General features: G+C 63.1%; 18 protein-coding genes. 8 read left to right on the top strand and 10 right to left on the bottom strand.

Features of this window, described 5'->3' with window-relative positions:
* Window positions 1-37: 37 nt before the first annotated feature.
* The 3 genes from ACF8Q6_RS04375 to prpR form a co-directional block, all read right to left on the bottom strand.
* Complete coding sequence (locus ACF8Q6_RS04375) at window positions 38-421, bottom strand: MerR family transcriptional regulator (RefSeq protein ID WP_003253954.1); 384 nt, start codon at window positions 419-421, stop codon at window positions 38-40.
* Between the two features lie 170 nt (window positions 422-591).
* On the bottom strand, window positions 592-1,170 hold the full coding sequence (locus ACF8Q6_RS04370; RefSeq protein WP_392494508.1) for an NAD(P)H-dependent oxidoreductase: 579 nt from the start codon (window positions 1,168-1,170) through the stop codon (window positions 592-594).
* Between the two features lie 216 nt (window positions 1,171-1,386).
* Window positions 1,387-3,339 carry a propionate catabolism operon regulatory protein PrpR gene (gene prpR / locus ACF8Q6_RS04365; protein ID WP_392498357.1) on the bottom strand — a complete coding sequence of 651 codons (1,953 nt, stop codon included), beginning with the start codon at window positions 3,337-3,339 and terminating at the stop codon, window positions 1,387-1,389.
* A 202-nt stretch (window positions 3,340-3,541) separates the two neighbouring features.
* Between prpR and ACF8Q6_RS04360 the strand changes: the two genes are divergently transcribed.
* The 7 genes from ACF8Q6_RS04360 (at window position 3,542) to ACF8Q6_RS04330 (ending at window position 10,717) form a co-directional block, all read left to right on the top strand.
* Window positions 3,542-4,600, top strand: coding sequence for a phosphotransferase family protein (locus ACF8Q6_RS04360; protein ID WP_392491378.1), 1,059 nt, complete (start codon window positions 3,542-3,544; stop codon window positions 4,598-4,600).
* A complete protein-coding gene (gene lvaB, locus ACF8Q6_RS04355) occupies window positions 4,597-4,953 on the top strand; it encodes a 4-hydroxypentanoyl-CoA kinase subunit LvaB (RefSeq protein ID WP_010953701.1) in 357 nt (118 codons plus the stop codon). The genes ACF8Q6_RS04360 and lvaB overlap by 4 nt, the downstream gene beginning before the upstream one ends.
* A 53-nt stretch (window positions 4,954-5,006) precedes the next feature.
* Window positions 5,007-6,179 (top strand): acyl-CoA dehydrogenase family protein, encoded by a 1,173-nt coding sequence (locus ACF8Q6_RS04350; protein WP_392491377.1) that lies wholly within the window; start codon window positions 5,007-5,009, stop codon window positions 6,177-6,179.
* Window positions 6,179-6,946, top strand: coding sequence for an SDR family NAD(P)-dependent oxidoreductase (locus ACF8Q6_RS04345; RefSeq protein WP_392491376.1), 768 nt, complete (start codon window positions 6,179-6,181; stop codon window positions 6,944-6,946). Before ACF8Q6_RS04350 ends, ACF8Q6_RS04345 begins: the two co-directional genes overlap by 1 nt.
* An 83-nt stretch (window positions 6,947-7,029) precedes the next feature.
* Entirely contained in the window at window positions 7,030-8,682 is a 1,653-nt protein-coding gene (locus tag ACF8Q6_RS04340) for an acyl-CoA synthetase (protein WP_392491375.1), read from the top strand.
* A 56-nt stretch (window positions 8,683-8,738) separates the two neighbouring features.
* On the top strand, window positions 8,739-9,062 hold the full coding sequence (locus ACF8Q6_RS04335) for a DUF485 domain-containing protein (protein ID WP_020192847.1): 324 nt from the start codon (window positions 8,739-8,741) through the stop codon (window positions 9,060-9,062).
* Window positions 9,059-10,717 carry a cation acetate symporter gene (locus ACF8Q6_RS04330; RefSeq protein WP_392491374.1) on the top strand — a complete coding sequence of 553 codons (1,659 nt, stop codon included), beginning with the start codon at window positions 9,059-9,061 and terminating at the stop codon, window positions 10,715-10,717. Before ACF8Q6_RS04335 ends, ACF8Q6_RS04330 begins: the two co-directional genes overlap by 4 nt.
* Before the next feature lie 383 nt (window positions 10,718-11,100).
* On the opposite strand, the gene ACF8Q6_RS04325 is transcribed toward ACF8Q6_RS04330, so the two are convergent.
* The 7 genes from ACF8Q6_RS04325 to ACF8Q6_RS04295 form a co-directional block, all read right to left on the bottom strand.
* A complete protein-coding gene (locus tag ACF8Q6_RS04325; protein WP_392491373.1) occupies window positions 11,101-12,354 on the bottom strand; it encodes a diaminobutyrate--2-oxoglutarate transaminase in 1,254 nt (417 codons plus the stop codon).
* Between the two features lie 46 nt (window positions 12,355-12,400).
* The gene (locus ACF8Q6_RS04320) at window positions 12,401-13,825 is read right to left on the bottom strand and encodes a gamma-aminobutyraldehyde dehydrogenase (RefSeq protein WP_392491372.1); all 1,425 of its coding nucleotides are present in this window, start codon (window positions 13,823-13,825) and stop codon (window positions 12,401-12,403) included.
* A 79-nt stretch (window positions 13,826-13,904) separates the two neighbouring features.
* The gene (locus ACF8Q6_RS04315) at window positions 13,905-15,236 is read right to left on the bottom strand and encodes an APC family permease (RefSeq protein ID WP_392491371.1); all 1,332 of its coding nucleotides are present in this window, start codon (window positions 15,234-15,236) and stop codon (window positions 13,905-13,907) included.
* Between the two features lie 12 nt (window positions 15,237-15,248).
* The gene (locus ACF8Q6_RS04310) at window positions 15,249-16,406 is read right to left on the bottom strand and encodes an iron-containing alcohol dehydrogenase (RefSeq protein ID WP_392491370.1); all 1,158 of its coding nucleotides are present in this window, start codon (window positions 16,404-16,406) and stop codon (window positions 15,249-15,251) included.
* 194 nt (window positions 16,407-16,600) lie between these two features.
* Complete coding sequence (locus tag ACF8Q6_RS04305; RefSeq protein WP_392491369.1) at window positions 16,601-17,476, bottom strand: alpha/beta fold hydrolase; 876 nt, start codon at window positions 17,474-17,476, stop codon at window positions 16,601-16,603.
* Complete coding sequence (locus ACF8Q6_RS04300; protein ID WP_392491368.1) at window positions 17,473-18,999, bottom strand: flavin-containing monooxygenase; 1,527 nt, start codon at window positions 18,997-18,999, stop codon at window positions 17,473-17,475. Before ACF8Q6_RS04300 ends, ACF8Q6_RS04305 begins: the two co-directional genes overlap by 4 nt.
* Window positions 19,000-19,295: 296 nt before the next feature.
* A complete protein-coding gene (locus tag ACF8Q6_RS04295; protein WP_029615390.1) occupies window positions 19,296-19,877 on the bottom strand; it encodes a TetR/AcrR family transcriptional regulator in 582 nt (193 codons plus the stop codon).
* A gap of 493 nt (window positions 19,878-20,370) precedes the next feature.
* Here ACF8Q6_RS04295 and ACF8Q6_RS04290 point away from each other — a divergent pair, with 493 nt between their 5' ends.
* The gene (locus ACF8Q6_RS04290; RefSeq protein ID WP_392491367.1) at window positions 20,371-21,258 is read left to right on the top strand and encodes a phytanoyl-CoA dioxygenase family protein; all 888 of its coding nucleotides are present in this window, start codon (window positions 20,371-20,373) and stop codon (window positions 21,256-21,258) included.
* The last annotated feature ends 19 nt before the right edge of the window (window positions 21,259-21,277 follow it).

The raw sequence follows: 21,277 nt of genomic DNA, 5'->3' as shown, positions 1-21,277 counted from the left end.
CGGGGCGCCATGGCCGTTCAGGGGCGGCGGAGCGGATTCAGCGGGCTTTTTCCAGGTGTTCGAACTGGCATTGCATCTGAGCATCCTTGAGGCTCAGCTCAAACTCAACCAAGCCGTCATGCACTTGCTGCAAGGCCTGGATCTGCCCCATCAATTCCTGCTTTTTGTTATCGATGGCCTGCATGGCCAGATCCCAGGGCAGCTCCTGGCCGCGATGATCCTGCAGAATGGCCTGCATTTCCTTGAGCTTGAAACCGAGTTGCTGAGCGCATTTGATGAAGGTCAGCAGCTCTACGCTTTGCTGGCTGTAGATGCGGTACTTGCCTTCGCGTTGCGGTGGGGGCAGCAGGCCGATTTCTTCGTAATGGCGGATGCTTTTGACGGTGGTGCCCGACAGCTGGGCGGCTTTGCCGATGTACATGAAAATCCCTTTTTTGACGCATCAGAAGCGAAAAGATGTCGCGTGCTCGTACAGGCGCGCGACATTTTTGCACAAGCGTCAGGGGGTGGGAAGCCAGGCTGAACAAGGCGTCACAGCAGGGCGGCTCGGCTCGGCTGGGCAGCGCAGGGGCACGGCCCGACCGGGGCCGATCAGCGGCTGGCGACGGCCTGGACTTGTTTGAGCCAGGCTTCACGCTGTTGCGGCTTGGAGCCCAATACCGGACCGAAGGTCAGGGTTTTCAGGGGTTTTATGCCGCAGAATTCCAGGGTGGTCTTGCGCATTTGGTGCAGGCCCGGCATGCGATACACCCACCGGTAGTACCACGGCGGCGTGTCCATGGTCACCAGAAGGTGAGCCGTGCGGCCCTTGAGCAGCTTATCCGGGAAGGGCGAGCCCTTGCGGTACTTGAAGGCAAAACCGGGCAGAAACACGCGGTCGAAGAACCCCTTGAGCAATGCCGGAATGCCGCCCCACCAGATCGGGTACACCAATGTCAGGTGTTCGGCCCAGGTAATGTCGTTCTGTGCGTTGATCAGATCGGGCTCAAGCAACTGGATCTGGTTATAGCCATCGTGCAAGACCGGATCGAAATCCAGGGTATCCAGGCGCAGCAGGCGCACCTCATGGCCTGCTTGCGTGGCAGCCTCGACATAACGTTCGGACACAGCGCCGCAAAAGCTGTCGTTCGAAGGGTGGCCGAGGATTACGAGCATGCGTTTGCGCTTCATGACAAACTCCAGGTAATGAAGTGCCAAGGGTAAAGTCTGCCCCTTACGGTAGAGTCAAGCTTTGCCGGTTAGCGGTAGAGACAGACAGTCCAGCAGCATCGCTAGCAACCCGGCGATGTACGTCGAGCCAGTCAGTTCGCGGATGATTAGACGGTATAGGGCCTTGAGACTGTCCAACCAGACGTCATGGGTTGAACATGGGATTGGGGCTTTCATTCAATTGGCAGATCGCAAGCGCCGCCACAAGGTTGTGCGGCTGATGCCGAGACGGCGGGCGGCTTCGTCGAGGTTGCCGTGGCAGCTTTCCAACGTTTCCTTTACATGGCGCAGTTGCGCGACCTTGCCGATGGTGTGCAGGTCCGTTTCGCCTGACGACTTTTTCCGGGCGGGTGAAGGGGGAGGGCCTTCGCACAGTTCAGGTAGCACGCGTGCCAGGTACTGCTCGTTCACGCGGTGTTCCTCAAGCAGTTCGCGTGCCGAGAGCATCGCGCGCTCGATCACATTCTCCAGTTCCCGGACATTGCCCGGCCAGGCATAGCGTTCAAGGTACGGCAGCAGCGCGGCGGGGATGTCTGCAGCTCCCGGTGGTTGCCCCTGAACGAGCAGGCGCTGGCTGATGCCCCGGCAGATCAGGGCAATGTCCTCAGGGCGCTCTCGCAGCGGGGTGGTCTGCAGACGCAGGATGTTGAGCCGGAAATACAGGTCGGTACGGAAATCGCCATCGTCCATGGCGCTGCGCAGGTCCTGGTGGGTGGCGGCAATGATGCGCACGTCGATGGCAATCGGTTCGGTGCTGCCCAGGCGCAGGACTTCGCGCTCTTGCAGCACGCGCAGCAGGCGTGTTTGCAGCGAAACCGGCATGTCGCCGATCTCGTCGAGGAACAGCGTGCCGCGGTGTGCCGCTTCGAACAGGCCTGGCTTGCCACCTTTGCGCGAGCCGCTGAAGGCGCCTTCCTCGAAGCCGAACAATTCACTTTCCAGCAACGACTCGGGAAACGCCGCGCAGTTGATGGCGACGAAGGGGCCTTGCCGGCGCGGGCTTTCGTTATGGATTCCCTGGGCGAGCAGTTCCTTGCCGGTGCCGCTTTCACCGGTAATCAGGATGGTCGAATGGCTGGTGGCAAAACGCTTGGCCAACTGAAGCATCTCGCGGTTGGCCTTGCTGTTGCCGTTGAGCTGGTCGAGCCGGTAACGGGCAGTGAATGCACCGGGGCGGCGGGTGGATCGGATGCGTTGGTCGGCACGTTGCACAACAGTGATGTCCTGGCAGGTCAGGACCAGGCCGGTACGTTCGCCGTTCTCCAGGATAGGCAGTAAATTGCTCACCACGGCGTGCGAGCCGAGCCGCATCACGCGGTTTTCTTCACCCGTGCCTTCCTGCAGCGCCTGCTGCAGGTCCAGTTCCGGGCACAGCTGCTGCAGCGGCCGGCCCAGCGCTGCGCTAACCGGCAGGTCCAGCAGCTGCGCAAGGGCAGGGTTGAGCGACTGCACCACGCCTTGGTTGTCGACCGCTGCTACGCCGGCGGGGATATGCCGCAGCACGGCATTCAGATGCCGCCGTTTGGCGATCTCGACGCGTTGAGTGTCGAGAATGCCCAGGGCTTCCTCCAGCGCTTTGCGCGCGGTGTCTTCGCTCAGCGACAGCACGCCATGCAGCCCTGCCTGCTCCGCCAGCTCCACCACCGTCGACGAGCCGATGATGCTGCGACAGCCTAGCTGGGCCGCCTGTTCGACGGCCTGGCGGGCCTCTTCCAGGGAGGTGTAGGCGGCCTGGTGAACCTGGACGGTGAAGAGCGCGGCCATGGCTTGCAGGTCGTGGTTGACATGGTTGTAGCTGAGCACGGCCACTTTGGAGGAGCGTTCGCGGGCCTGCCCCAATGCCCGTAGCAGGTCGCCACTGCCCACGCGCATCGCCAGTACCGGACGTGTCAGGTGTTTGCGCAGGTAGGCGGCGGTCGCCCCGGCGCAGACGAACACATCGACCTTGCCTGCCTGCTCCAATTCTCGGGCGGTCTGTAGTGCTTCAGCCACCGAGGTGTCGAGGACTTCGATACGAGTATCTGGGTAGTCCGTCGTGAGCCCGGCCACCACATGGGCGAGCCGGCTCCGTTGTTGGGGGCGCTGCAAGTGGCTGATCAGCACGACGACCTGGGAGGCAAGAGCATCCATCACGGGGCCTGTTCATATTTGAAATGTTTCGATAATGAATCAATAGCTTGCAAATATGCAACGAGCAGCCTGACTTTCGCTCGGCGGTGAGGCGTCAGAACCCAGGCTGTATGCGGCCTGTGGCTGACTTTTGAAGAGTTGGCCCAGGCCTTGCTCTTGGGCTTGTGCCAACCCAGAAACCAAAGGCAGGGCCTACAGACCCATGAGCAGTTCACCAACGATTTCCCCGGCCAGCGATACGTTCGTGGCCATGACTGACGATCACCGCCTGGCCGAGTTCATCCGAGAGCAGGCCTCGGCAACGCGGGTGGTCATCCAGGCGCGCAAGCGCCTGAGCGGCGGCGCTATCCAGGAAAACTGGCTGCTGGACCTGCTGATCGAAGGCGGCCCGTGGGCCGGTGTCCGGCGTTGGGTACTGCGCAGCGATGCGCTTTCAGCGCTACCCGCCAGCCTTGACCGTGAACAGGAGTTCGCCGTGCTGCAGGTGGTTTACCAGGCCGGCGTGAAAGTGCCACGCCCGCTCTGGCTGTGCCGCGATGTGCGCGTGCATGGGCGGGTGTTCTTCCTGATGGAGTATGTGCCGGGTAGCGCTGCCGGCCGCGCGCTCAGCACCGGCGCCGGTCCTCAGGGCCGGGCGCAACTGGCGGCGCAGCTTGGCGCCAACCTGGCGCGTCTGCATCAGGTCCGCCCGCCGTGCGCCACGCTGGGCTTCCTGTCCGTTCCGGACAGCTCGCCGGCCCTGGTGACCATCGACGCCTACCGCCGCTACCTCGACACCCTCGCCGATGCCTATCCGGTGCTGGAATGGGGCCTGCGCTGGTGCGAGCTGCATGCGCCGCGCAGCAGCACCCTTTGCCTGTTGCACCGTGACTACCGCACCGGCAACTACCTGGCCAGCGAAGAAGGGCTGGAGGCCGTGCTCGACTGGGAGTTCACCGGCTGGGGAGATCCTTGCGAGGACCTCGGCTGGTTCACCGCCCGTTGCTGGCGTTTTACCCGTCCAGACCTCGAAGCCGGCGGCATTGGCCAGCTGGAGGATTTTCTGCGTGGTTATCACGAGGTGTCTTCGCTGTGCATCGAGCGCAGTCGGCTCCACTACTGGCAAGTCATGGCCACCCTGCGCTGGGCGGTGATTGCCTTGCAGCAAGGGCAGCGCCATCTGTCCGGTGAAGAACCGTCGCTCGAGTTGGCACTGACAGCCCGGCTGTTGCCGGAGCTCGAACTCGACATCCTGCACATGACCGGAGCCGAAGCGCCATGACCCAACCCAACGCCCACGAATTGCTCGAGATCGCCCGCGCGACGCTTCTGGAGCAGCTGCTGCCAGCGCTGCCCGGCGAGTTGCGTTACCCGGCCCTGATGATCGCCAACGCCATGGCCATTGCGGCCCGCGAAAACCGCCTGGGCGCTCAGGCCGAGGATCAGGAGCAGGCGCGTCTGGCCGCCTTGGTCGATGACGCGCCGTCGACATTGCCCGACCTGCGCCGCCAACTGGCTCGCGCCATTCGCCAGGGCAGCCATGACGCCCCGCAAACCCGGCGCACCCTGGTCGAGACATTGCGCCAGATCACCGTTGCCCGATTGGCGATCAGCAACCCCAAGGCCTTGCCCTGAAACCGCATCGACCACCCCATTCTTCCGATAGACAAGAACACACAAGGACAGCCATGAACTTCACTCTCCCGGACGAACTGCTCGCCTTGCAGGCCAAGACTCGAGACTTCATTGCCGAACAGGTCATCCCATTCGAGAACGACCCCCGCCAGAACAGCCACGGCCCCAGCGACGCACTGCGCCAGGACCTGGTGGCCTGCGCCCGCGCCGCTGGCTTGCTGACGCCTCACGCCAGCCGCGAAATGGGCGGTCTGGAACTGAGCCATGTGGCCAAGGCGATCGTCTTCGAAGAAGCCGGCTACTCGCCGCTGGGCCCGGTAGCGCTGAATATCCATGCGCCGGACGAAGGCAATATCCACCTGATGGACGTGGTCGCTACCGAAGCGCAGAAGGACCGCTGGTTGCGCCCGCTGGTCCAGGGCCATGCCCGTTCGTGCTTCGCCATGACGGAGCCTGCTCCGGGCTCCGGTTCGGATCCGTCGATGCTGCGCACCACTGCCACCCGCGATGGCGACGACTACCTGATCAATGGCCGCAAGTGGCTGATCACCGGGGCCGAAGGCGCGGACTTCGGCATCATCATGGCGCGCATGGAGGACGGCACCGCGACCATGTTCCTGACCGACATGAAGCGCGACGGCATCATCCATGAACGTCAGCTGGACTCGCTGGACAGCTGTTTTACCGGCGGTCACGGGCAGCTGCGTTTCGACAACCTGCGTATCCCGGCGAGCGATGTCCTCGGCGAGATCGGCAAGGGCTTCCGGTATGCCCAGGTGCGCCTGGCGCCCGCACGCTTGACTCATTGCATGCGCTGGCTCGGTGCCGCGCGCCGCGCCCACGACATCGCCTGCGACTATGCGCGCACCCGGGACGCCTTCGGCAAGCCGTTGGGCGAGCATCAGGGCGTGGGCTTCATGCTGGCCGACAACATGATGGACTTGCACGTGGTGCGCCTGGCGGTCTGGCACTGCGCCTGGGTGCTCGATCAGGGCCGGCGCGCCAATGTCGATTCGAGCATGGCCAAGGTGATAAGCGCCGAGGCGCTGTGGCGGGTGGTCGATCGTTGCGTCCAGATATTGGGTGGCCGCGGGGTGACCGGGGATACCGTGGTGGAGCGGATCTTCCGCGACATTCGCCCGTTCCGCATCTATGACGGCCCGAGCGAAGTGCACCGCATGAGCCTGGCGAAGAAGCTGCTCGACCAGCGCCTGGAGGCCCACTGATGCAGCCGAACCTTGCCCGACTGTTCGCCCTCGACGGGCGCCGCGCCCTGGTGACCGGGGCCTCCAGCGGCCTGGGCCGTCACTTCGCCATGACCCTGGCCGCCGCAGGCGCCGCGGTGGTGGTGACCGCCAGACGCCAGGCGCCGCTGCAGGCGTTGGTGGAGGCCATCGAGGTGGCCGGAGGGCGGGCGCAGGCCCTTGCCCTCGATGTGACGAGCCGTGAGGACATCTGCCGGGTGCTCGATGCCGCCGGCCCGCTGGATGTCCTAGTCAACAATGCGGGCGTGAGCGACAGCCAGCCTTTGCTGGCCTGCGATGATCAAACCTGGGACCACGTGCTCGACACCAACCTCAAGGGCGCCTGGGCCGTGGCCCAGGAAAGCGCCCGGCGCATGGTGGTGGCGGGGAAGGGGGGCAGCCTGATCAATGTCACCTCGATCCTCGCCAGCCGTGTGGCCGGCGCCGTCGGCCCTTACCTGGCGGCCAAGGCCGGCCTGGCCCACCTGACCCGCGCCATGGCGCTGGAGTTGGCGCGCCATGGCATCCGGGTGAACGCCCTGGCGCCCGGCTACGTGATGACTGATTTGAACGAGGCCTTCCTGGCCAGCGAGGCCGGTGACAAGTTGCGCTCGCGGATCCCAAGCCGCCGCTTCAGCGTGCCGTCGGACCTGGACGGCGCCTTGCTGCTGCTCGCCAGCGATGCCGGGCGGGCGATGAGCGGCGCTGAGATCGTGGTCGATGGCGGCCACCTGTGCAGCAGCCTGTAACGCGCCGTGGCGCAATAACAAAAAGAACAGGAGGTAGGTATGTGCGTGCAAAACCTAAGCAATGTGTCGATGAGGTGCCTGCCATGATGGTTCCAACCCTCGAACACGAGCTTGCTCCCAACGAAGCCAACCATGTCCCGCTGTCGCCGCTGTCGTTCCTCAAGCGTGCCGCGCAGGTGTACCCGCAGCGCGATGCGGTGGTCTATGGGGCAAGGCGCTACAGCTACCGTCAGTTGCACGAGCGCAGCCGCGCCCTGGCCAGTGCCTTGGAGCGGGTCGGTGTTCAGCCGGGCGAGCGGGTGGCGATATTGGCGCCGAACATCCCGGAAATGCTCGAGGCCCACTATGGCGTGCCCGGTGCCAGGGCAGTGCTGGTGTGCATCAACATCCGCCTGGAGGCGCGCAGCATTGCCTTCATCCTGCGTCACTGCGCGGCCAAGGTATTGATCTGCGATCGTGAGTTCGGTGCCGTGGCCAATCAGGCGCTGGCCATGCTCGATGCGCCGCCCTTGCTGGTGGGCATCGACGATGATCAGGCCGAGCGCGCCGATTTGGCCCACGACCTGGACTACGAAGCGTTCTTGGCCCAGGGCGACCCCGCGCGGCCGTTGAGTGCGCCACAGAACGAATGGCAGTCGATCGCCATCAACTACACCTCCGGCACCACGGGGGACCCCAAGGGCGTGGTGCTGCATCACCGCGGCGCCTACCTCAACGCCTGCGCCGGGGCGCTGATCTTCCAGTTGGGGCCGCGCAGCGTCTACTTGTGGACCTTGCCGATGTTCCACTGCAACGGCTGGAGCCATACCTGGGCGGTGACTTTGTCCGGTGGCACCCACGTGTGTCTGCGCAAGGTCCAGCCTGATGCGATCAACGCCGCCATCGCCGAGCATGCCGTGACTCACCTGAGCGCCGCCCCCGTGGTGATGTCGATGCTGATCCACGCCGAGCATGCCAGCGCCCCTCCGGTGCCGGTGTCGGTGATCACTGGCGGTGCCGCCCCGCCCAGTGCGGTCATCGCGGCGATGGAGGCGCGTGGCTTCAACATCACCCATGCCTATGGCATGACCGAAAGCTACGGTCCCAGTACATTGTGCCTGTGGCAGCCGGGGGTCGACGAGTTGCCGCTTGAGGCCCGGGCGCAGTTCATGAGCCGCCAGGGTGTCGCCCACCCGATGCTCGAGGAGGCCACGGTGCTGGATACAGATACCGGCCGCCCGGTTCCCGCCGACGGCCTTACCCTTGGCGAACTGGTGGTGCGCGGCAACACCGTGATGAAAGGCTACCTGCACAACCCAGAGGCCACCCGGGCCGCATTGGCCAACGGCTGGCTGCACACGGGCGACCTGGCCGTGCTGCACCCGGATGGCTACGTGGAAATCAAGGACCGGGCCAAGGACATCATCATTTCCGGCGGCGAGAACATCAGCTCGCTGGAGATCGAAGAAGTACTCTATCAGCACCCCGAGGTGGTCGAGGCCGCAGTGGTGGCGCGCCCGGATTCGCGCTGGGGCGAGACCCCTCATGCATTCGTGACCTTGCGCGCCGATGCGCTGGCCACGGTCACCGAAGCGGATCTGATCCGCTGGTGCCGCGAGCGCCTGGCGCATTTCAAGGCGCCGCGAAATGTGTCGCTCACGGAGCTGCCCAAGACCGCCACCGGCAAGATCCAGAAGTTCATCCTGCGCGAGTGGGCCCGGCAACAGGAGGCGCAGACCGCCGACGCCGAGCCTTGATCGAGCTGCAATACCTGCACACCCCATAACAACAAGTACATTGATCGAGGTGTCCCATGTCCAGCCTGTTATACGCGCGTGTTCGCGCCAGTGCCCGGTTCCAGCAACTGGTGACGCGCAGAAACCGTTTTACCCTGAGCCTGTTCGTGCTGATCCTGACCACGTTCTATGGCTACATCGCGTTGGTATCGTTTTGGCCCGAGCTGATCGCCAGGCGCCTGGCCGAGGGGTCGAACATGACCTTCGGCGTCGCGGCCGGCGCTTTCCTGTTCGTGTTCTTCTGTGCGCTGTCGGCGTTCTATGTGTACCGGGCCAATGGCGAGTTCGACCGCTTGACGCAGGCGTTGGTTGCCGGGTTGGAAGAGGAGCAGGGCGCATGAAGACACTACTGCTTCTGGCTTTGTTGCTGCACTCCGGCCTGCTGTTGGCATCGCCTGCGCTCGACGCGGGCCAACGTCAGCCGCTGAACCTGCATGCCGTCGGCATGTTCATGGTGTTCGTGCTCTTCACCTTGTGCATCACCTGGTGGGCAGCGCGGCGCACCCGCTCGACGGCGGACTTCTACAGCGCCGGTGGCGGCATCCTGGGCTGGCAGAACGGCCTGGCGTTGGCCGGTGACTACATGTCCGCCTCGACGTTGCTGGGGATCACCGCGCTCATCTACACCTCCGGCATGGACGGCTACATCTACCTCATCGCCTTCTTCGCGGGCTGGCCGGTGTTGCTGCTGTTGATGACCGAGCGGTTGCGCAACCTGGGCCGCTTCACTTTCGCCGACATCACCTCGTACCGCCTCGACCAAGGCAAGGTGCGCACCATGGCCGCCATCGGCTCGCTGACCGTGGTGTGTTTCTACCTGGTGGCGCAGATGGTCGGGGCCGGGCAACTGATCAGGCTGCTGTTCGGCCTGGACTACCACATCGCCCTGATAATCGTTGGCGCGCTGATGATGCTGTATGTCACCTTTGGCGGCATGGTGGCGACCACCTGGGTGCAGATCATCAAGGCGTTCCTGCTACTGGTAGGCGGTTCGCTGGTGCTGTTCCTGGCGCTGCGCGAGTTCGACTTCAGCTATGACACGCTGGTTACCCAGGCCATGGGCACCCATGCCCTGGGCGAGCGCCTGCTGGCGCCCGGCAGCCTGCTGGCCGACCCATTGACCGCGCTGTCGCTGAGCCTGGGGCTGGTGTTCGGCACCGCCGGGCTGCCGCATATCTTGATGCGCTTCTTCACCGTCAGCGATGCCCGTGAGGCGCGCAAGTCGGTGCTCTATGCCACCGGATTCATCGGCTACTTTTTCAATGTCATTTTCCTGCTGGGCCTGGCGTCGATCGTGATCGTCAGCCAGCAGCCGCAGTTCTTCGAAGGCGGGCAGGTGGGTGGCAAGCTGCTGGGCGGGGGCAACATGGTGGTCATGCACCTGGCCCAGGCGGTAGGCGGCAACCTGCTGCTGGGCTTTTTGTCTGCCGTGACCTTCGCCACCATCCTGGCCGTGGTGTCAGGCCTGGCGCTTGCGGGGGCTTCCGCCATCGCCCATGACCTCTATGCGCGGGTGATCATGAAGGGCGCGGCCAGCGAGTCGCAGGAGCTGCGGGTGACCAAGCTGGCCACCCTCGGGCTTGGGTTGGTGGCGATAGCTCTGGGCATCGTGTTCGAAAACATCAACGTGGCCTTCATGGTCGCGCTGGCGTTCGGCATCGCCGCGTCGGCCAACTTTCCGGTGCTGTTCCTGTCGATGTTCTGGTCGGGGCTGACCACGCGCGGCGCGTTGGCCGGTGGCTACGTGGGGTTGGTCAGCGCCATGGGCTTCGTGGTGTTTTCCAAGCTGGTGTGGGTGGATGTGTTGCACTTTGCCGAGCCGTTGTTCCCCTATACCCAGCCTGCGCTGTTCTCCATGCCGCTGGCGTTTGCGGTGGCGTATGGCGTTTCCCGGCTGGACCGGACTGCGCGAGCCAAGACGGAAAGGGCGGCGTTCGCCGACCAGTTCGTAAGGGGCCAGACCGGCCTTGGCGCCAGCGGTGCGGTCGATCATTGATCACCTGCGGCCGCTGGCGGATGCGTGGCAGCGGCCGGGTTCTTTCCTTAGTAACCCCTGAAGATCTCCCCAATGCTGCTGATCGGATGCCCCATGTGCTGCGCCGCCGCTCGGTTGACGAGAGAAGGCCTGGGGGCAAGCAGGGCACTCAGGAAAACGGCCAGCGTCAACACGGCCAGTAGAAAACCAAATCGGCGCATATGATCCTCCAGCGATTTTTATTGTTGTTGGCTTCAGGTTCGATCCGAAAGGCCTGTATCACACGGTTATTGCCCGGACGCTTTGTCGCGGGCGAATGACTGGGTTATGGCCACGATGTCCTGGTCGCCATAACCCATCGATTCTGCGCGCTGCGCGACCTGGCGCACGCCAGAACCCAGCGATTACTGGCTCAACGCTGCCGCGACCGATTCGCCGAAGGCTTTCAGGCCTTCTTCGAGCTGGTCGGTCGGGGTGTTCACCGGTGGCATCAGCTTGATGATTTCGCCGTTCGGGCCGCAGCGGTCGACCAGCACACCCGCCTGCAGCACACGCTGCTGGGCATCCTTGGCGAGTGCGACGTTGCCGCGGCCGAAGTCGATGCCGGCGATCATGCCGCGACAGCGGGCGGAGGCGACGCCAGGAATTTCCGCGAAACCGGCGACCGCGCGCTCCATGGCCGCGCAGTTGGTGGCCAGCAACTTCAGGAACGACTCATCGCGCCAATAGCCAAGCGCGATCTGGGCCGTCAGGAACGCCAGCTGGTTGCCGCGGAAGGTGCCGATGTGATCGCCTGGTTGCCACACATCCAGCCCGGCGCGAATCAACACGATCGCCATCGGCAGGCCGAAGCCGCCGATCGATTTCGCGCAGGTGATCAGGTCTGGCACCACCCCGGAGCGCTCGAAACCGAAGAAGTCGCCAGTCCGGCCGCAGCCCGCTTGGATCTCATCGCAAATCAGCAACACGCCGTGATCGCTGGTCCATTTGCGCAAGCGTTGCAGCCATTCGTTGGAAGCCGGGTAGACGCCGGCCTGGATCTGCACCGATTCGACGATCACCGCCGCCGGCAGTTCCGAGCCGCTGCCCTGGTCGTTGGCCAGGCGCTCGAGGAAGCCAATGCTGTCGAATTCGCCGTAGGGGCTGTCTTCGTACGGCACGAACACCACGTCGGTGGAGAGCCCAGGGCCACGGCGAGTGCGGTTGCCGGTGACGGCCAGGGCGCCGGCGGTCATGCCGTGGTAAGCCCCGTAGAACGAGACGACCTTGGTACGCCCCGTCGCCTTGCGCGCCAGCTTCAACACCGCCTCGACGGCGTCGGCACCGGTCGGGCCGGTGAACTGCACCTTGTAGTCCCAGCCGCGTGGCTGGAACAGGTCGCGCTCGATCGCTTCGAGAAACTGGCGCTTGGTGGTGGTGTGCAGGTCGAGGGCATGGGTCACGCCGTTGGACGACAGATACGCGATCAAGGCATCGCGCATGCGCGGGTCGTTGTGGCCATAGTTCAGGGCGCCGGCGCCAGCGAAGAAGTCCAGGTACTCGCGGCCGTCTTCGCCACGGATCTTGCTGCCTTGGGCGGTGTCGAACACCAGCGGCAAGTCACGACAGTACATCCGCACGTTGGACTCGAGTCTTTCGAACGTCTCGATGTTGTTCATGCAAACCTCTAAAAAAAATGATCTTGGCTATCCGGGACGTGGGCGGTCAGTGCTTGAACATCACGTGACGGACCACGGTGTAGTCTTCCAACCCGTACATCGACAGGTCCTTGCCGTAGCCGGACAGCTTCACGCCGCCATGGGGCATTTCGCTCACCAGCATGAAGTGGGTGTTGACCCAGGTGCAGCCGTATTGCAGGCGGGCAGCCAGGCGATGGGCGCGGCCCACATCGGCGGTCCATACCGATGACGCCAGGCCGTAGTCCGACTCGTTGGCCCATGCCAGTGCCTGGGCTTCGTCTTCGAATGGCGTAACCGTCACCACCGGGCCGAAGATTTCACGGCACACCACCTCGTCCTCCTGCGTGGCGCCGGCCAGGACCGTCGGCTCGAAGAAGAAGCCACCACCCGCAGCGCGCTTGCCGCCGGTGATCACCTCGATGTGCGGCAGTTCCTTGGCACGGTTGACAAAGCCCTCGACACGCTCCAGGTGCTCTTGGGTGATCAGCGGGCCCATTTCGGTCGCTGGGTCATCCTGCAGGCCACATTTGATGCTGGACACGGCTTCGCCGAGCTTGCGCACGAACTCCGGGTACACCGCCTTCTGCACATAGAGGCGGCACGCGGCGGTGCAGTCCTGGCCGGCGTTGTAGAAGCCGAAGGCGCGGATGCCATCGACGGCGGCGTCGATGTCGGCATCGTCGAAGATCAACACCGGTGCCTTGCCACCAAGCTCCATGTGCATGCGTTTGACGCTGTCGGCGGTGCCTTCGATGATGCGGCTGCCGGTGCGCATGGAGCCGGTCAGCGACACCATGCGTACCTGGGCGTGGCTGGTCAGCGGCTCACCCACCGAGGCGCCGCGACCGTGGACGATGTTGACCACGCCGGCGGGGAAGATGTCGGCGAGCAACTCGCCCAGTTTCAAGGTGCTCATCGGTGTGTGTTCCGACGGTTTGAGCACGACGGTGTTGCCGCCGGCCAAGGCCGGGCCCAGTTTCCAGGCCGCCATCAGCAGGGGGTAGTTCCACGGAGCGATGGAGGCGACCACGCCCACCGGGTCGCGGCGGATCATCGAGGTGTGGCCCGGGATGTACTCGCCCGCCGCCGAGCCCTGCAGGCAGCGCACGGCACCGGCAAAGAAGCGGAACACGTCGGATACGGCAGGCAGTTCATCCTGCAGCACGGCGGTGAACGGCTTGCCGCAGTTGTCTGCCTCCAGGCGGGCAAACACCGGCGCCTGGGCGTCGATGCTGTCAGCGAGCTTGAGCAGCAGAGCCGCCCGGTCCTTGGGCGGTGTTTGCGACCAGGCATCGAAGGCCGCATCCGCGCTTTGCACCGCGGCATGGACCTGGGCACGGCTGGCTTCGGTGGTCTGTACCAGGACGCTGCCCAGGGACGGGTTGTACACGTCGAGGTTTTCGCCTTCGCCGGCCACCAGGGCACCGTTGATCAAGAGTTTGGTTTGCATGTCGATTCTCGCCATTGAACGGCAAGGCCAGGGCCTTGCCTTGTGGTTGTCGTCAGGGCATTCGATTGGAAGGTGGCCGCTACGCCAGCGCGTCAGGCACTGGGTTGCGGAAGAAACTGGTCCGGCAGGCGAGGTAAACCGCGCCCAGGGCGAGCCAGCTACAACCCATGATCAGTGCGTCTTTATCCAGGCTGGCCAGCATCCAGCCGGCCGTGACCAGGCCGATGAGTGGGAAGAGCACGCCGCGTAGCAGGCCAGCCCCGTCCTTGACGCGTGCGTCAAAGGTGAGCCGCAACGCGCAGAGGTTGACGGCGGTGAAGGCCAGAAAAGCGCCGAAATTGACCAGGGACGTCGCGGTGGCGATCGTCAGGCCAAAACCTGCGGTGCCGAAAATGCCGCAGAGCAGGATGTTGAAGACCGGGGTCTTGTAGCGAGGGTGCAACGCCCCGAACAGCTTGCGTGGCAGTTGGTTGTCCCGGCCGAGGGCGTACAGCAGCCGGCCCACGCTGGCCTGGAATGACATGCCCGCGGCGAAGTGGGCGATGATGATCCCCGCCAGGACCACGGCGAAGAACAGGTCGCCGCCGATCATGCGGGCGATCTCGAAGGCAGCCCCGTCCACGAACTCGAAGGTGGGGGAGGGGTGCGCCAGGTACATGAAGTACGAGGAGCAGACGTAGACCGCGCCGCCGGTCAACGCGACCAGCAGGATGGCGCGCGGCAGTGTGCGGCCCGGGTCGCGGGTTTCCTCGCTGAGCGTGGACAGCGCGTCAAAGCCCAGGAACGAGTAGGCGGCAATGGCGGCGCCGGCCATGCTGGTAGCGAAGGGCACATCCTGGTTGAAGAACGGCTTGGCCGACAACAGCCCGCCAGGGCCGTTGGCCGCGACGATGTAGTGCACGCACAGGCCGATGAACACGACGATGATAGCCAGTTGCGCGACCATCAACAGCACGTTGAAACGGTTGGCAACCTGGATACCCAGCACGTTCAGCAGCGAGGTGGAGACGATGAACCCGACGATCCACACCCACTGCGGCACTTCTGGAAACGCCATGTTGAGGTAGCTCGCGCCGAGCAGCCAGATCAGCATCGGGATGAAGAAGTAATCGAGCAGGGCGGCCCAGCCCACCATGAAGCCGAGGTTGGCGCTGAGCATCTTGCGGGTATAGGTGTAGGCCGAACCGGCTACCGGGAACACTTTGACCAGCCGGCCATAGCTCAACGCCGTGAACACCACGCCGGTTGCCGCGATCAGGTAGGCCATCGCCGTGGTGTTGCCGCTGGCTTGGGTGATCACGCCATAGGTGCCGAAGACGATCAACGGGGCCAGGAATGCCAGGCCGAACAACAGCACCGAAAACGGGCCCAGGGTGCGCTTCAGCGAAGCGCCAGGGGTTGAATCGCTCATGACTGACATCCCTCACGCTACGAAGTGGTAAGCGGTGGCGACGATTTCACGGTAGGTTTCGACGGTCATCTCCTTGGCATTGCTGCTGTCGGAGAAGTTTTTCTTCGACTTATCAGCGATGGTCAGGAAGTCTTCCTCGCGCACGCCCTTCACCTCGGCGAAGCGGGGGATACCCAGATCCTTGCTCATCTGGAACAGGTAACCGACAGCGGCCTCGGCGGCCTCGGCCGGCGAGAGGTTGGGGTCGATCCCGAGCGCATAGGCGACCTGGGCGTGGCGGGTGATGTCGGCATCGCGGTTGTGACCGAACACGAACGGCAGGAAGATCGCGTTGCCCACCCCGTGCGGCGTGTCGTACATGCCACCGATGGCTTCGGAGATGCAGTGCACGCTGGCAACGTCCGCGTTACCGAAGGCCATGCCGGCGATCAGACTTGCCACTAGCATCTGCTCGCGGGCGTGCAGGTTGCCAGGCTCCAGCACGGCGGGCTTGAGGTGTTGGCTGATCAGGCGGATGGCGTGCAGCGCCAGGCCGTCGCTGATCGGGTTGGACATGCGACCGGTGTAGGCTTCGATGGCGTGGGTGAGGGCATCCATGCCGGTTGCGGCGGCAATCGACGCGGGCAGCGTGTCGAGAATATGGGAGTCGAGCAGTGCCAAAACGGGCCCGACCCGGTAATCCTGGACGCTCATCTTGAAATGGCGGGCGGTGTCGGTGATCACCGCGAAGCAGGTCACTTCACTGCCGGTGCCCGCAGTGGTCGGGATGACGACGATAGGCGGGATGGCATGCTTAAGGGTGAAAGAGCCCTCGTAGTCCTCGATTCGGCCCTCGTGGGTCAGCAGCAGGCTGATGGCCTTGGCCGCGTCCATCGCGCTGCCGCCGCCGATGGCCAGGAGGCCCTGGATACCTTTGCCGCGGTACAGCTGTGCCGCGCGGTTGATGTCTTCGCTGCGAGGGTTTGCCTTCACGTCCGCGATTTCATCGAACGAAATGCCCGACCTTTCCAGGCTGGCGTAAACGCTGTTCAGCAGCCCGGCGGCCTTGACCCCGGCATCCGTGACGATCAGAACGTGCTTGAGCCCCAATTCACGCAGATGCTCGCCAGTGCGCTCACGCAGGCCTGGCTCCATCACGACTTTGGTGGGGAGTAAGAACTTGAATTCCATACGTACCTCTTGCTCAGTTGTTGTCGTTGTTGAACGGGCAGTGGAGGAGCATCGCGCCAAGCCGTCGTCGCGGCTCAGGCGTGCTTGAAACTGGAATGTTGTTGTTTTGTGTTTGGGTTAAACCTGTTGCGACAAGCCTCTGGTGGAATAAAAAGAGGGGCGGCCAAGCAATCCGCCCCTAAACGAAAACGGTGTTAGCGCATGTGTCCTGCCAGCAGGGAAAGCAGCGTGCCCGATAGGCACGTTGGGAAGTCATGCCCCATCCCAGGCAATAGCACCAGGCTCGACTGGCGAATCGCCGCGGCCGTGGCGAAGCCTCCGGTGGTCGCGACCATGAGGTCTTTGTCCCCGTGGATGACCAGCGTGCTGCAGCGAACCCGCTGCAGCTCCTGGGTGCGGTCTCCAGAGTTGATGATGGCGCCGATCTGCCGGGCGGTGCCGAGGTTGCTCGCCTCGCCACCGCCGCGCTCCCAGGCCTGCGTGGCGTAGTTGCGCAGGGCTTGCTCGTCGCATTCGAGGGTCGAGCCGATCAGGCGCATGATGTCCACGTAGTCCCGAACGCTTTCCTGCTGGTTGCGCGGCGGGCGGCGCAGTAGCTGGAAAAGGGCTTTGAGCGCGGGCTGGCCGACGCGCAGCGAGCCGGTGGTCGAGAAGATCGAGGTGAGTGTCCTGACGCGCTCGGGGTACCGGGCAGCGAGGGTCTGGGCGATCATGCCGCCCATCGACATCCCCACCACGTGCGCCGTTTCCAGGTTCAGGCCGTTCATGAGCGCGATCACGTCGTTGGCCATGTCGCCCAGGTCATAGCCGGGGGTGCGCTTGCGCAAGAACTGCTGCATGGCCGTGGGAGGCACCACGTCGGTGAAGAAGGACCGGCCCGAGTCGCGGTTGTCCAGCGTGATGACGCGAAACCCGCGCTCGACCAGGCCGGCGATGATCGGTTGCGGCCAGTAGGTCAATTGCAGCCCCAGGCCGACAATGAGCAGGACCGCCGGGGCGTCGTCAGCGCCGTGGGTGCGATAGCAGAGCTTGAGCTCCCCCGGTAGCTCGCAGAAGCGATCGGCGCTCATCGACGGCTACCTTGTTGCTGCAGCATGACACCAGCGTGCAAGGGCGCGTTGGGCACTGTGGTGAACGAGAGGCACTTGTCGGCAACGTTGCCCCGCCGCAGCAGTTTGACGTCGCGGAAGTAGTCCATCGACATCACCCAGGGCTCACGCGGCCCTTGGCGCGGCATGCTGTCCAAGGCGCGTTGCACGTAGCCGGCGCCAAAGTCCAGCAAGGGGCGTGTTTCGATAGCGGCCGGGGCATTGGGCTCGCAGACGTTATGGCCCTGCTGGTCCATGAAGCCCAGCAGGCGACAGAAGTGATCGCACAGCAAGCACACTTTCAAGGTCCAGGACGAGTTGGTGTAGCCCACGGCAAAGGCGAAATTGGGCACGCCGGAGAGCATCATGCCTTTGTAGGCCAGGGTTTCGCTGAGTATCACCGGTCGGCCGTCCTTGTGCAGGGTGATGCCGCCGAACAGCTGTACGTTCAGCCCCGTGGCGGTGACGATGATGTCGGCGTTTAGTGCCTTGCCCGATTTGAGCAATACCCCGGACTCGGTGAACCGCTCGATGTGATCGGTGACGATGTCGGCTTTGCCTGCGCTGATCGCTTTGAACAAGTCGCCTTCGGGGACCGAACACAAGCGCTGGTCCCACGGGTTGTAGGGCGGGTTGAAATGTACGTCGACCGGGTAGTTTTTGGGCAATTCCTTGCGGGTCAGCCACAGCAGCAGCTTTTTCGAAAGCTTGGGGAAGCGTTGGCAGAATGCCCAGAAAGCCAGGGTGATCTTGGCGTTCTTGTAGCGTGTAAGGGAATAGGCGGTTTGCGCAGGCAGGATTTTGCGCAGAAACGCTGCAACGGAGTCTTTGGCGGGCTGGTTGATGATGTAGGAAGGGGTGCGCTGCAGCATGGTGATGCTGGCGACCTTGTCCGCCATCGCTGGAATTAAGGTTACCGCCGTTGCACCGCTGCCGATGACGACGACACGCTTGCCCGTGTAGTCCAGGTTTTCCGGCCAGTGCTGGGGATGAATGATCTGTCCCGTGAACGCCTCCGTGCCCTCGAAGCGTGGGCTGAACCCTTGGTCATAACGGTAGTAACCGCCTGCACTGAACAACCAGCGGCACTCGATGATGCGGGTTTCTGCCGTGTGACCATCCTCGACGCTCACTGCCCAGAGCCCTTTATCGCTCTGCCAGTTCGCCGAAACGACTTTCTGCCGGTACTCGATGAAGGAGGCCAGTTCATATTCGTCGATGGCCTCTCGCAGGTACTCGAGAATGTCTGCGGCGTCCGCCAGGGACTTTGCTTTGGTCCAAGGCTTGAAGTCGAAACCGAAGGTGTACAGGTCCGAGTCAGAGCGAATGCCGGGGTAACGGAACAGGTCCCAGGTGCCGCCCATTCGTTCGCGGGACTCGAGAATCGCAAAACGTTTGTGCGGCTGATGTCGCCGCAGGTAGGCTGCCGCACCAATGCCAGACACACCGGCTCCCATGATCAAAATATCGAGCGGCTCAACCGGAAGAGCAGTGTGAGAGGACATGTCGCCTCCTATTTGTTGTGTTATTAGAGACTTGGTCAAATGACTTGATCGTTTGGCAAGAATAGGATTGGCAACGCAGGCGGATCAAGGTGCGAAATGCACCAGGTTTCTATTGGTTTGGGATGATTTGCACCATCGCGCCATGGCGCGGGGGCAGTTCTCTCAAGAAAGGGAGAGGCAAGGAGGGGGCAGGCTGGGGCAGTCGCCCGGTATGAGAAAGGCGGGAAGGTAAGCCAGGTTGATGGCTAGTCAGTACCGATCGCGCCGTACTGAAGCACGGCGCATTCGAACCTTGATCAGTAACTGGCCACCAGCAGTTTTACAGCTTGGCAGGCGGTTTCGGTCTCGGCTTCCAAGCGTTCCCGGTCGCCATGGGCGGACCACGCCAGCAACAGGCCGTCGAACAGGTTGATGAGCAAGCGGCTGATGGTGGTGAGCCTGGCCTGGTCCAGCCCGGGGCCAGTGACCTTTTCGATGGCTTGCTTGGTCGCTTCGACGGATACGGTATAGATCTTGGTTGCCATCGCCGGGTTGTTGCGCAGGTTCCAGAAGAAGAGCTCGAACTGTGTGGTCGCCAGGTCAGGGTGGGCGGTGAACCATTTGACGAGCTGGCGCAGCATTTCCCCCACCGACTCTGCCGCCGTGGCGCCTGCGGGTACGTCCTGTAACGACTGTTGCGGCATGTTGATCAAGGACTCATAGACCGCATAGAACAACTCGTCCTTGGTATGGAAGACGTAGTGCAACGAAGCCAGTGGCGAATTCGCCTCGGCCGCGATACGGCGAGTGGTGGCGTTGGCTATTCCATGTTCCGCGATCACTTTCACGGTGGCTTCAATAAAGTCTTGTCTGCGCAATTCAGCGCCTATTCGAGCCATTGGGCATTTCTCCCTCTTCGGTATTGCCGCCAGCCATCGGGTCTGGCCTCGGCGGGGACGAATGCTAACGCATGGTTGTTTCCCAATCCATGCGTCGATGCGATTGAGCGTCAGGGGTCGGTCTGCGCGACGCCTTCCCTGGGAAAGTTTAGATAACAAGTGTTTCGTTAATACACAATATGGCGTTCCGGGCGAACACGGGGAGGCACCGATTTGGGAACGCCAGTATCACCGTGCATCGGCAGGCCAGGCGCTCGCCCCTGAATTTCCGTGGACGCTGGCGCGGGTCAGGAAAACGGCACGTGAATTGCTTTGGTCATGAGACTTGATCAAGTGATCATGTCGGTTGATCAGTCGATCGCTCTTGTCGGTAGTGCCGTATTTTCGGCGTTCGCGACAGGTGAGCGCAGGGTGCCTACGGCAACTTGTAGCCGGGCACTGGGCGCAGATCCGCTGACAAACAATGACTCAAAGCACACAGGTAAATGCGCAAATGGATACACGGAAACTTTCGACGGTCAGCAGCGATACACCGGTCGAGCAGGTAGCGGAAATCATCAAGCGTGACGGTGCCGTAATCATTTCCAACTTTGTCTCGGAAGGCACCTTGAAGGCCCTGACCGAGGAGTTGGACACCTTTTTGAGTGTCACGCCTTGCGGTATGGACCCTTATTTTGCCGGCACCCAGACACGCCGCGTCGCCCGAATCCTCGGGCGAAGTGACACGGCTGTAGAGGTGGCGCTGAATCCGTTGTTTCTCGAGTCCGCCAGAAAGATCTTGCAAACACCTACCCATGTCTGGGTCGGAAGCGACCGCGTCGAGATCGAGCCGGATATCCAACTCAGCATTACCCAGGCGATCCAGATCGGCCCAGGCCAGGGTTTGCAACCTTTGCATCGCGACGATGCCACATCGCTCTGGCGGCATCCGCAATATGGTCGTGAGGCTCGGCTGCAAATCATGCTGGCCATTACGGACTTCACCGAAGAGAACGGTGCGACACGTGTCATTCCCGGCAGCCATCAATGGGATGACGAACGCATGCCAACGCAGGAAGAAACAATCGCCGCCGAAATGAAGGCAGGCTCCGCGCTGCTATGGATGGGGTCGGTCTACCACGGTGGCGGCGCCAATACATCCTCAACGCCTCGCACCGGTCTGACCATGGCGTATGACTTGGCTTTCCTGCGACTGGAAGAAAACCACTTCCTGTCCATTCCTGTTGAGCGTGTTCGGCAGCTCCCTGCGCAACTGCAACGTCTGCTGGGTTGGAGTGCCAGCTCCACGCTGCTGGGTTGGGTTGAAATCGATGGGCAGATGCGCGACCCACAAGAGCTTCTGGGCATGGCGTCTTTCTCCGAGCCAGGCAAAGGCTTCTAACCCTTCTCCTTGGCAGAAT

It is taken from the genome of Pseudomonas sp. GLN_2, from assembly GCF_043106005.1.
Taxonomy (GTDB): Bacteria; Pseudomonadota; Gammaproteobacteria; order Pseudomonadales; family Pseudomonadaceae; genus Aquipseudomonas; species Aquipseudomonas alloputida.
This window is presented reverse-complemented; position numbering and strand designations above follow the sequence as displayed.